Below are 11,143 nucleotides of genomic sequence, written 5' to 3'. Positions count from 1 at the left end.
CTCCGGAAGGGGCATCAGGTCGTCGTACGGCCAGCGGCAGTTCGCCTACCTCTGCGGGAGTACGCAGCGCTCGGGCGGGCTGCTCCCCCGGGCGTCCGCCGAATGGCTTCCTTCTGTACCTACTAGTATGTACAGTGACCGCATGAGCACTCAGGACCGGCTGATCGAGTCCACACGGGAGCTGCTGTGGGAGCGCGGCTATGTGGGGACCAGCCCGAAGGCCATCCAGCAGCACGCGGGGGCCGGCCAGGGCAGCATGTACCACCACTTCAAGGGCAAGCCCGACCTGGCCCTCGCCGCGATCCGGCGCACCGCCGACGAGATGCGCGCTACTGCCGAGGGCGTACTGAGCACTCCCGGTTCGGCGTACGCGCGCATCGAGGCGTATCTGCGGCGCGAGCGTGACGTCCTGCGCGGCTGTCCCGTCGGGCGGCTGACGATGGACCCGGACGTGATCGCCAGCGAGGAGTTGCGGGCGCCCGTCGACGAGACGCTCGACTGGCTGCGCGCACGCCTCGCCGGAATCGTCGAAGAGGGCAGGGAACAGGGCGAGTTCGCGCCGTCACTCGACGCGGAGGCGATCGCCGCGACGATCGTGGCGACGGTCCAGGGCGGCTACGTCCTCGCACGGGCGTCCGGTTCACCGGCCGCGTTCGACGCGGGCGTCCGAGGGTTGCTCTCCCTGCTCGCACCCGGCTCCACCGGCTGATCCCTCGGGAGACACACGATGCACGCCATGCAGTACGAGCTCACCCTGCCCGCCGACTACGACATGGACATCATCCGCATCCGCGGGACGGGCAAGGGCCCGCTCATGGACGACTACCCCGGCCTGGGTCTGAAAGCGTTTCTGATGCGTGAGCGCGGGGTCGGCGGTTCCCCGGTCAACCAGTACGCACCGTTCTACCTCTGGAACACCCCCGAAGGCATGAACTCCTTCCTCTGGGGACCCGGATTCCAGGGTCTGGTCGACGACTTCGGCCGCCCCGTGGTGCAGCACTGGTCCGGCCTCGCGTACGAGCCGGGAGCTGCCGCAGGCTCCGCCGCGCGGATCGCCGTACGCCGACGGCAGCACATGCCGGACACGGAGCCGCTCACCGGCCTGATCGACGAGGCCGTACGGGAGACCGAGCGGCTGGCCGGGCAGGACGGCGCGGTGTGCGCGGCGGCGGCTGTCGACCCGCGCCATTGGGAACTGGTGCACTTCTCGCTCTGGGAACACGACACGCCCAAAGCGCCCGGCGACGTGTTCCAGGTGCTGCACCTCTCCGTGCCGGAGCTGGACCGGCTGCCGCGCGGACGACTGTGGTGAGGACTGTCCGGTACTCGCCCTGAGTCGCAGCGGGGCCGCCTCAGCCGTGCCCCAGCGCCGCCAGCGGGTCGTCGAGCACCGGCTGCCATGCCAACTCGGCCGCCCCCACCAGGCTGTTGTGGTCCAGCGTGCACGCCAGGATCGGTACGCCGCCGCTGCGGCCCCACAGGCTGCGGTCGGCCACCACGGCGCGCAGCCGCTCCGGGTCCGCGTCCAGCAGGGCGCGGTGCAGGCCGCCGAGGATGATGCGGTCGGGGTTGAGGATGTTCACCAGGCCCGCGAGCCCGAGGCCGAGCCGGTCGATCAGTGCCTCCGTGGCCATGCGGACCGTCGGGTCGGCGTACTGCGTGCGGATCAGGTCGAGCGCCTGCTGCAGCAGCGACACCTCGGGCCCTGGCGTGCGGCCCGCCGCGTTGAGGAAGGCGAGCGGGTCGGCCTCGACGTCGAGGCAGCCGCGGCTTCCGCAGTGACAGGGGCGGCCCTCGGGGTTCACGGTCAGATGGCCGACCTCCAGGGCGAGGCCCGAACTGCCGGTGTGCAGGCGTCCGTCGAGGACGAGCGCACCGCCGACGCCGCGGTGCCCGGTGGCCACGCACAGCAGGTCGCGGGCGCCGCGCCCCGCCCCGTGCCGGTGTTCGGCGAGGGCGGCGAGGTTGACGTCGTTGCCCGCGAACACCGGTCCGGGGATGCCCGCTTCACGGATCTTCGCAGCGAAGATCTCCCGGACCGGGGAGCCGGGAGGCCATGCGAGGTGCAGCGGATTGAGCGCGGTGCCGTCGGGCTCGGCCACGGCGGACGGCACGGCGAGCCCGGAACCGACGCAGCGCCGTCCGGTCTCGCGCAGCAGCCGGGCGCCCGCCTCGACGACGGAGCCGAGTACCTTCGCCGGGTCCGGGTCGATGATCTCGCAGCCGGGGGCGGTGGCGACGATACGGCCGCCGAGTCCGACGAGCGCGGCCCGGAACCCGTCGGCGTGCACCTGTGCGGCGAGCGCGACGGGCCCCTGTTCGGCGATCTCCAGCCGGTGCGAGGGCCTTCCCTGCGATCCGGTGGCCGCGGTGGGGCGGACGTCCACGCGGATCAGGCCGAGGGCTTCGAGTTCCGCGGCGACCGCCCCGGCCGTGGCGCGGGTGACCCCGAGTTCGGCGGTGAGCACGGCACGGGTCGGGGCGCGGCCGGTGTGGACGAGTTCCAACGCGGGACCGAGCGCGCCGCGCCCCCGCTCCAGCCTGTTGCGCGTGGACGTTTCTCCCGCCACTGGATGGGCCTCGTTGCCGTTCATGAAGGCGAGTCTCCCATGATCAGCGGATGCAGCGGCCATCGGGCGCCGGAGCCATCACCTCGAAACACGACCGTCACGCCGCCGGTATCGGCCGCCCGCTCACCCGCAGGGTGATGTTGAGCCGCCCGCGCAGCCCGAGCTCCGGAGGCCCGCTGCCGGGCTCGACACGCGGCACGCCGTGGTACGCGAGCCGCGCGGGCCCGCCGAAGACGAACAGGTCCCCGCTGCGCAGCTCGACGTCTACATACGGCCGCCCCCGCGACTCCACATTGCCGAACCGGAACACGCAGGCATCGCCGAGGCTCAGCGACACCACCGGATCGTCGGCGTCCTCGTCGCTGTCCCGGTGCATGCCCATCCGCGCGCCCTCTTCGTAGAAGTTGATCAACGCGATGTCGTACGGCGAGGAGCACTCGGCGACGCCGAGGGCGTCCCTCACCCCCTGGCGGGCCAGGTCCCCGAGCCACTGCGGGAACGGCTTCACGGGCGCTCCGTCCCCGTCGGTGACGGTGCGGGCATAGCCGTACGGGTACCAGTGCCAGCCCAGGCACACCTGCCGGGCGCTCATCGTGCCGCCGCCGGGGGTACGCACGGTGCGCAGCCCGGCGGGCGGGAGTGCCCACGCGCGGCAGGCCTCGAGCAGCTCGCGCTGGCGCTCCGGGGGCAGCCAGTCCGGGAGGTGCACGGCACCGGGAGCCACCTCCGAGCGGGACCGGGGAAACAACTCACCGCTCATCACGGCCATCATGTCACCGCGCCCGGTCACTGCCCGGGGCCGCCGCGTACCACCGTGATCAGCTGCGTCACCGTCCCCACCATCGCCTCACGTGCCACGCTCAGATAGGTGCGTGAATCCACCGCGTCGGGGTGGACGGCGAGGTACTCGCGGATGGCCCTGGTCATCGTGAGATTCAGCGCGGTTCCCACGTTGACCTTCGCGATGCCGCCGGCGACGGCCGCCGACACTTCCCCGGCGCGCACCCCGGAGGAGCCGTGCAGGACGAGCGGCACACCCGCGGACGCGGCGAGGCGTTTCAGCAGGTCGTGGTCGAGGGTCGCGGTGCGGGTCCGCATGGCGTGCGAGCTTCCTATGGCGACGGCGAGCGCGTCGACGCCGGAGCCGGCCACGAACGCCCGCGCCTCGGCCGGGTCGGTCCGGGCTCCTGGGGCGTGGGCGTCGAGCGGCGCGCGGCCGTCCTTGCCACCCACCTCGCCCAACTCCGCCTCGATCCACAGCCCCTGGGCATGACCCCAGTCGGCGGCGGCGCGCGTCGCGGCGAGGTTCTCCTCGTACGGCAGGTGCGCCGCGTCGTACATCACGGAGCTGAACCCGGCGCCGGGGGCCTGCCGCAGCAGGTCGTCGCTCTGGACGTGGTCGAGGTGCAGCGCCACGGGAACCGTCGAGCGCTCGGCGGCGGCGGTCGCGGCGCGGGCCAGCGGGAGCACCTGCCCCTGGCGGAACGTGACGGCGTTCTCGCTGATCTGCAGGACGACAGGCGCCTGCACGGCTTCGGCGCCCGCGATGACGGCTTCGACGTGTTCGAGCGTGATGACGTTGAACGCGGCGACGGCGGTGCGCGCGGCGGACGCCGACGCGACCAGCGCACCTGTGGCGGCAAGGGGAATGGCGGCTCGCTCCTCTCAGGTCCTTCTCGTGCGGTCAGGCTGTGCCCGGTCCTGTGTAGGGGTCCCGTGGCGGCCGCGTCATCAGGAGTCGGTGAGGATCACCGAGCGGCTCAGGAGTCGGTGAGGATCACCGAGCGGGTCAGGTGGCGCGGCTGGTCCGGGTTCAGACCGCGGGCGGACGCGACCGCGACGGCGAGCCGCTGCGCGCGTACCAGCTCGGCGAGCGGGTCGAGCCGGCCCGCCACCCACATCCCGCCGGTGGCGCGCACCTGCTCCTCGAGACCTTCGGGTGCCTCGCCGAGCATCCAGGTCGCGGTGCCCTTTGTGGTGATGGCGATGGGGCCGTGCCGGTACTCCATGGCCGGGTAGGCCTCGGTCCACGCCAGTGAGGCCTCGCGCATCTTGAGCCCGGCTTCCAGGGCGAGCCCGACGGTCCAGCCCCGCCCGAGGAACGTGAACTGCGTGCAGTCGGCGAGCCCTTCGGGCAGCGGCTCGGCGAGCGCGGTGCGCGCGTCGTCGGCCACGGCCTCGGTGTGCAGGCCGAGATGGGCGCGCAGGAGCGTGAGGGCGGTGGTGGCGAACCGGGTCTGCACGACGGACTGTTCGTCGGCGAAGTCGAGTACGACGACGTCGTCGGCGGCCTGGATCACGGGCGTCCGGGGGTCGGCGGTGATCGCGGTCGTGCGGGCGGATCCCCGTAGGCGCCCGAGGAGGTCGAGGACCTCGGTCGTGGTGCCGGAGCGCGTCAGGGCGACGACCCTGTCGTAGGCGCGGGCGCGGGCGGCCGGGAACTCGGAGGCGGCGAAGGCGTCGGTCTCGCCCTGGCCCGCCTGTTCACGCAGCGCCGCCGCGGACTGCGCCATGAACCAGGAGGTTCCGCAGCCGACGATGGCGACCCGCTCGCCCGGGGCCGGCAGCACCGGGCTTTGGCCTGCGGCCAGTTCGGCGGCGCGCTGCCAGCACTCGGGCTGGCTGTTGAGCTCGTTCTCGACGTGGCTCACGCCGTCCGCCCTCCCCGCAGCGAATCTTGCACAGCACGTGGCTCGGCAACATACCGACGAGTTCCAGCGTCATCAACCATGCGTCGCCGTTCGAACCATGCGTCGCCGTTGGGCTCACTCGTCTCAGGTGGACTCACGTACGACAAGGCGGCAGGCGACGGTGTGCACACCCGGGACCGGACCGGAGTCGATGGCCTCAAGGAGCTTCAGGGCGGCGATCCGGCCGATCTCGGTGAGGTCCATGTCGATCGTGGTGAGGGGCGGGCGGCTGGCCAGGGCCATGGTGTCCCAGTTGTCGTAGCCCACGACGGCGATCTCGCCGGGCACGTCCAGGCCCCGCTCGCGCAGGGCGTCGGCCACGCCCCGGGCGATCTGGTCGTTGCCGCAGAAGAAGGCGTCCGTGTCCGGTGCCGTGCGCAGCACCGCGTCGGCGGCGCGCCGTCCCCATGCCTCGCTCCACTCCCCGTAGTGGACCCGGCCGGTGGCGAGGCCGAGCGAGGAGCGCTCCAGCACTTCGACCGCGTGGCGGGCGCGGTCGCGGGCGGCCGCATGGTGTTCGGGGCCGGTGACGTGCGCGATCCGCGTACGGCCGGTGGCGAGCAGGTGCTCGACGGCGAGGCGGGCGCCGCCGCGGTCGTCCGAGACCACGGAGATGTCGGCGGGGTCCGTGGACGGGGAGAGGGCGTAGACGGTGGGGATCGGCTCGATGCCCTTGAGGGGAGGGCGCGGATCGGTCCTGCGGCCGGTGACGATGATGCCGTCGACCCGGCGGTCCACGAGGTTGCGCAGGTGGTGCTGCTCCCGGATGGAGTCGCCCCGGGTGTCGCACAGCAGCACGGAGATCTTGCCTGCGCCGAGCGCGTCCTCGGCGCCCAGGAGCACGGGCGTACTGAAGCGGCCGATGCCGTCCGTCGTCATCAGGCCGACCGTCCAGCTGCGGCCGGTGTGCAGGCTCTGCGCGTGCTGGTTGGGCCGGAAGCCGAGTGCCTCCACGGCGTCGAGCACCCTCTGCCGGGTCTCGGGCCGCATCCTGCCGCTGCCGTTCAGCGCCTTGGACGCGGTGCCCACGCTGACGCCGGCCAGGGCGGCTACGTCGGCGAGCTTCGCCCGGCTTGGGGAGGGGGAACGCGGAGCGGCATCGGTCACGAGCAATCCTTTTCTCAGTCGTCAACTTCGACGGCACCGGAGTCGTCCTTGACGGCATCGGCGCCGTCCATGGTCGCAGTCGCCGACGCCGAGTACCAGCCCTTCGGTACCCGGAGAAATGTTGTGCGCGACCCTTGACCCGGCTCCTCGGTCTGCCCTCTACTCTTCCAGCAGGAAAACGATTGCTCAATCGGTTGCCCATCGTGCACCGGTAGCCGTGCCGCCAGCTGCACGTCCACGGGCCGCGGGCACCGCCACGTGCGGTGGCCACTCCCGTCCTCCACTTCCCAGCCCTCGTATCCCCCGGAGAGCCATGCCCCGCACACGCTCCGTCCCGCCCCGCACGGGCCCGGTCCGCCTCGGCCCCGACGCCCGTGCCGCGCTGCGTCCCGCCGCTGCCGAGGTGCGCGCCGGCTTCTGGCACGCCCGACGCGAGGTGAACGCGCGCACCTCCATTCCGCAGGGCCCCGGGCTGCTGGAGTCCGCGGGAAACCTGCACAACCTGCGCCTGGTGGCGGGCACCGCTCAGGGCGAGCACCGGGGCGACTTCCCGTTCGTGGACTCCGACGTCTACAAGTGGCTGGAGGCCGCATCCTGGCAGCTCGCCCCGCAGGGTCCTGACGAAGACGGCGACGGGGACGATCCCGAGATCCAGCGGCTCGCCGCCGACGTGGACCGGATCATCTCCCTGGTCGCCGACGCCCAGCAGCCCGACGGCTACCTCAACACCTGGTTCCAGATCCGCAAGGGCGGCGAGCGCTACCAGGACCTGCGGTGGGGCCACGAACTGTACTGCGCGGGGCACCTGATCCAGGCGGCGGTGGCCCACCACCGGGCCGCCGGACGCGACGAACTGCTCGACGTCGCGCGCCGCTTCGCCGACCAGATCGACTCCGTCTTCGGTCCCCCCGGCAGCGGCAAGCCCATCGACGGCATCGACGGCCACCCCGAGGTCGAAACGGCCCTGGTCGAGCTGTACCGGGAGACCGGCGAGCAGCGCTACCTGGATCTGGCGGGCTACTTCGTCGACCGCTACGGCCACGGCCTGCTCGGCGGCGCCGCCTACTGCCAGGACCGCGTGCCCCTGCGCGAGGCGACGACAGTCGAAGGACACGCCGTACGCCAGCTCTACCTGCTGGCCGCCGCGACGGATCTGGCCACCGAGACCGGCGATGCCGGACTGCGCGCCGCCACCGAGCGGTTGTGGCACGCGATGACCACCACCAAGACCCATCTGACCGGCGGGCTCGGCGCCCACCACGACAAGGAGGACTTCGGCGACCCCTTCGAGCTGCCCAACGAACGCGCCTACTGCGAGACCTGCGCCGCCATCGCCTCGGTCCAGTGGAGCTGGCGCATGGCCCTGCTCACCGGCGAGGCCCGCTACAGCGACCTGATCGAACGCACCCTGTTCAACGGGTTCCTCGCCGGCGTATCGCTGGACGGCGAGCGCTGGCTCTACGTCAACCCGCTGCAGGTCCGCGACGGCCACACGGACACCGGCGGCGACCAGTCGGCCCGCCGCACCCGCTGGTTCCGCTGCGCCTGCTGCCCGCCGAACGCCATGCGCCTCCTGGCCGGCCTCGAGCACTACCTGTCCTCGACCGACTCCGACGGGCAGGGCCTGCAGATCCACCAGTACGTCACCGGCCGCTACCGCGCGGACCTCGGCGGCTCCCCCGTCACGGTGACTTCCGAGACCGACTACCCCTGGCACGGCACGATCACCCTGACTGTCGAGGAAGCCCCGGCAGACCGGCCATGGACGCTGTCCCTGCGCATCCCGCAGTGGTGCCGCGCATACCGGGTGCGGTGCGGCACGCGGACGTACGCCCAGACCGACGCCCCCGTCACGGACGGCTGGCTGCGTCTGGAGCAGCCGTGGGCGCCGGGCGACCAGGTCGTCCTGGAGCTCGACCTCGAGCCCCGGCTCACCGCTGCCGACCCCAGGGTCGACGCCGTCCGCGGCTGCGTGGCCATCGAGCGTGGGCCGCTGGTGTACTGCCTGGAACAGGTCGACCACCCCGGCGGCCTGGACGACATCGTCATCGACACCACGCACCCGCTCGCGGTGAAGCACCGCCCGGACCTGCTCGGCGGCGTCACCACCGTCGTGGCCGCCGGCCACCGCCGCCGGATTCCCGACGCCGGCTGGTGGCCCTACCGGCCCACCGCCGATGACACGGGCTCTGCCTCTGCCGACGAGCCCATCGAACTGACAGCGATCCCGTACCACGCCTGGGCCAACCGCCAGGACGGCAGTATGCGCGTCTGGCTGCCCACCTCCTGAACCCGGCCCGCTTCCCACCACGGCTTCGCGGGGGCCCTGGCCCCCGCGCGCCTCCGCTCGTCACTGCTCGTCACCGCTCGTGCCCACCCATGACAACGAGGTCACCCCGATGAGAAGCACCCGCCGTACCCTCCTCGCCGCCTGTGTCGCCGTCGGCACCCTCGCATCGCTCACCGCATGCGGTGGTGGCGGTTCGGGCTCGTCCGGCTCGTCCGGGAAGTCCGCGACGTACACGTTCTGGGACCCCTACCCGCAGTTCGACGCCTCATCGGACTGGGGCAAGCGCGTCGCGCAGTGCGGCACCGAGGCCGGCGTCAAGCTCAAGCGGACCGGGTACGACACCACGGACCTGGGCAACAAGGCGCTGCTGGCCGCCCAGCAGGGCAACGCCCCCGATGTGATGCTCGTGGACAACCCGGTGGTGTCCACGCTGGTGGAGGCCGGGATCCTGACCAAGACGAGCGAGCTCGGCCTGGACACGTCCTCGATACAGAAGAACATCATCGGCGCGGGGACCCTCGACGGGACGTCCTACGGCGTACCGATCGGCGCCAACACGCTCGCTCTCTACTACAACAAGGAGGTCCTGTCGGCCGCGGGCGTCGATCCCGCCTCCATCAAGGACTGGGCGTCGCTGACCGGGGCCCTGAAGAAGGTCAAGGCGGCGGGCAAGAAGGGCATCACGTTCTCCGCGATCGGCACGGAGGAGGGCAGCTTCCAGTTCCTGCCGTGGTTCTGGGGCGCCGGTGCCGATCTCACCGAGCTCAACTCGGCCAAGGGTGTCGCCGCGCTGTCGCTGTGGAAGCAGTGGGTCGACGAGGGCTACGCGCCCAAGGACGTCCTGCAGAACACGCAGACCACCAGCTGGCAGGAGTTCGCCACCGGGGACTACGCCTTCGGCGAGAACGGAACCTGGCAGCTGGGCAACGCCGAGAAGGCCGGCTTCGAGTACGGGATCATCAACATCCCTGCACGGAACGGCGGTTCGGCGCCGGTGCCGACCGGTGGCGAGTTCGTCACCGTCCCGGTGCAGCAGGACACCTCGCGCTACGAGGTCAGCAAGAAGATCGTCACCTGCCTGACGAGCGACAAGAATCTGCTGCCCACCGACACGACGCTCATGTACGTCGCTCCGACGACGGCGGTGCAGAAAGAGCAGGTGAAGGCGAACCCGAAGCTCAAGCCGTGGGTGGAGGCCGTGGCATCGGCGCGCGGCCGGACCAGCGGCGGTCTGGGCACGAAGTACCCCACCATCTCGCAGCAGATGTGGACCGCGGTGCAGGCGGCCCTGTCCGGTGGCAAGAGCCCGCAGGCCGCTCTCGACGAGGCGCAGACGGCGGCCGGCAAGGGTTAGGCCCCCGCGACACCTGCGGCCGACGCGGCGCGGCGCCGCTGCCGCAGGCCGCCCGTTCCGGACACCGCCACCCGCATCCAGGAGTTCGCATGACCATCGCCCGAGTCGACCGCCCGAAGCGGTCCCCGGCCGTGTCCGGAACGGGCACCGCCGACCGGCGTGACGCCCCCTCACGCCGTCGGCGCCGCAGGAGCCAGCTGACCGCACTGGCGTTCGTCGCCCCGCTCGTCGCCTACCTGGCCGCCTTCTACGTCTATCCGCTCTACCGCAACCTCGACCTGAGCCTGCGCAACTACACCGTCCGGTCGTTCGTGGCGGGCGACGCACCGTTCTCCGGCTGGGACAACTTCTCGCAGGTGCTGAACGACCCGACGTTCGGGCCCGCGCTGCGCAACACGATGGTCTTCACCTTCGTGTCGATCGCATTCCAGTACGCGGCCGGCCTCGCCCTCGCGGTCTTCTTCAACCGGCACTTCCGCCTTGCCGCGACCCTCAGGGCGCTGTTCCTCATCCCGTGGCTACTGCCGCTGATCGTGTCGGCGTCGACCTGGTCCTGGATGCTGAACAGCGAGTCCGGCGTGGTCAACTACGCCCTCCATGTCTTCGGCGTCTCACCGGTCGACTGGCTCACCTCGCCGCACTGGGCGCTGACGTCGGTCATCATCGCCAACATCTGGATCGGCATCCCGTTCAACCTGGTCATCCTCTACAGCGGCCTGCAGAACATCCCGGCGGAGCTGTACGAGGCCGCGGCGCTGGACGGGGCGAGCGGCTGGCAGCAGTTCCGGCGCATCACCTTCCCGCTGCTGCGGCCGGTCTCGGCGATCACGCTGCTCCTTGGCCTGGTGTACACGCTCAAGGTGTTCGACCTGATCTGGATCATGACCAAGGGCGGCCCGGGTGACTCCTCGTCCACCCTGGCGACGTGGTCCTACCAGCTCGGATTCGGCACGCTGCTCCCGAAGTTCGGGCCGGGCGCCGCCGTCGGCAACATCCTCATTCTCATCGCCCTCGTCTTCGGCCTGCTCTACATCCGCGTCCAGAGGAGGCAGGAAGCGTGACCTCGCCCCGTCCCATCGCGACCTCCGCCCGTCCCATCACGTCCCCCCGGCCCGGCGTCCGGCGCTCGCGC

The 11,143-nt window shown here is 71.6% G+C and carries 10 protein-coding genes; 5 read left to right on the top strand and 5 right to left on the bottom strand.

What is annotated here, in order from left to right; all coding sequences use genetic code 11:
• Nucleotides 1-127: 127 nt before the first annotated feature.
• Both STSP_RS33910 and STSP_RS33905 read left to right on the top strand, forming a co-directional pair.
• Entirely contained in the window at nt 128-709 is a 582-nt protein-coding gene (locus tag STSP_RS33910) for a TetR/AcrR family transcriptional regulator (RefSeq protein WP_067284873.1), read from the top strand.
• 18 nt (nt 710-727) lie between these two features.
• Entirely contained in the window at nt 728-1,312 is a 585-nt protein-coding gene (locus STSP_RS33905; protein WP_067284872.1) for a DUF4865 family protein, read from the top strand.
• Between the two features lie 40 nt (nt 1,313-1,352).
• Here the strand turns inward: STSP_RS33905 and STSP_RS33900 are convergent, their stop codons facing one another.
• From STSP_RS33900 to STSP_RS33880, 5 genes are all read right to left on the bottom strand, one after another.
• Entirely contained in the window at nt 1,353-2,594 is a 1,242-nt protein-coding gene (locus STSP_RS33900; protein WP_067284871.1) for an ROK family protein, read from the bottom strand.
• Nucleotides 2,595-2,667: 73 nt separating this feature from the next.
• Nucleotides 2,668-3,330, bottom strand: coding sequence for an alpha-ketoglutarate-dependent dioxygenase AlkB family protein (locus STSP_RS33895; protein ID WP_067284906.1), 663 nt, complete (start codon nt 3,328-3,330; stop codon nt 2,668-2,670).
• A gap of 26 nt (nt 3,331-3,356) precedes the next feature.
• Nucleotides 3,357-4,220 carry a class II fructose-bisphosphate aldolase gene (locus STSP_RS33890; protein WP_067284870.1) on the bottom strand — a complete coding sequence of 288 codons (864 nt, stop codon included), beginning with the start codon at nt 4,218-4,220 and terminating at the stop codon, nt 3,357-3,359.
• A 110-nt stretch (nt 4,221-4,330) separates the two neighbouring features.
• Nucleotides 4,331-5,221: an SIS domain-containing protein gene (locus STSP_RS33885; protein WP_067284869.1), complete on the bottom strand. Its 891-nt coding sequence runs from the start codon at nt 5,219-5,221 to the stop codon at nt 4,331-4,333.
• A 123-nt stretch (nt 5,222-5,344) separates the two neighbouring features.
• Nucleotides 5,345-6,367 carry a LacI family DNA-binding transcriptional regulator gene (locus tag STSP_RS33880; protein WP_078067727.1) on the bottom strand — a complete coding sequence of 341 codons (1,023 nt, stop codon included), beginning with the start codon at nt 6,365-6,367 and terminating at the stop codon, nt 5,345-5,347.
• Nucleotides 6,368-6,680: 313 nt separating this feature from the next.
• Here STSP_RS33880 and STSP_RS33875 point away from each other — a divergent pair, with 313 nt between their 5' ends.
• The 3 genes from STSP_RS33875 (at nt 6,681) to STSP_RS33865 (ending at nt 11,072) form a co-directional block, all read left to right on the top strand.
• Complete coding sequence (locus STSP_RS33875) at nt 6,681-8,657, top strand: glycoside hydrolase family 127 protein (protein ID WP_067284868.1); 1,977 nt, start codon at nt 6,681-6,683, stop codon at nt 8,655-8,657.
• Between the two features lie 109 nt (nt 8,658-8,766).
• Nucleotides 8,767-10,011: a sugar ABC transporter substrate-binding protein gene (locus tag STSP_RS33870; RefSeq protein WP_067284867.1), complete on the top strand. Its 1,245-nt coding sequence runs from the start codon at nt 8,767-8,769 to the stop codon at nt 10,009-10,011.
• An 89-nt stretch (nt 10,012-10,100) separates the two neighbouring features.
• A complete protein-coding gene (locus STSP_RS33865; protein ID WP_067284866.1) occupies nt 10,101-11,072 on the top strand; it encodes a carbohydrate ABC transporter permease in 972 nt (323 codons plus the stop codon).
• The last annotated feature ends 71 nt before the right edge of the window (nt 11,073-11,143 follow it).

This window comes from Streptomyces jeddahensis, from assembly GCF_001642995.1.
Taxonomy (GTDB): domain Bacteria; phylum Actinomycetota; class Actinomycetes; order Streptomycetales; family Streptomycetaceae; genus Streptomyces; species Streptomyces jeddahensis.
The sequence above is the reverse complement of the archived record's forward strand: the minus strand, read 5'-3'. Positions and strand labels throughout refer to the sequence as shown.

What these genes read in the sequence shown, in the direction of transcription:
- STSP_RS33910 (WP_067284873.1), top strand. Translation starts at nt 128, where the DNA reads ATGTACAGTGACCGCATGAGCACTCAGGACCGGCTGATCGAGTCCACA.
- STSP_RS33905 (WP_067284872.1), top strand. Translation starts at nt 728, where the DNA reads ATGCACGCCATGCAGTACGAGCTCACCCTGCCCGCCGACTACGACATG.
- STSP_RS33900 (WP_067284871.1), bottom strand. Translation starts at nt 2,594, where the DNA reads ATGAACGGCAACGAGGCCCATCCAGTGGCGGGAGAAACGTCCACGCGC.
- STSP_RS33895 (WP_067284906.1), bottom strand. Translation starts at nt 3,330, where the DNA reads ATGAGCGGTGAGTTGTTTCCCCGGTCCCGCTCGGAGGTGGCTCCCGGT.
- STSP_RS33875 (WP_067284868.1), top strand. Translation starts at nt 6,681, where the DNA reads ATGCCCCGCACACGCTCCGTCCCGCCCCGCACGGGCCCGGTCCGCCTC.
- STSP_RS33870 (WP_067284867.1), top strand. Translation starts at nt 8,767, where the DNA reads ATGAGAAGCACCCGCCGTACCCTCCTCGCCGCCTGTGTCGCCGTCGGC.
- STSP_RS33865 (WP_067284866.1), top strand. Translation starts at nt 10,101, where the DNA reads ATGACCATCGCCCGAGTCGACCGCCCGAAGCGGTCCCCGGCCGTGTCC.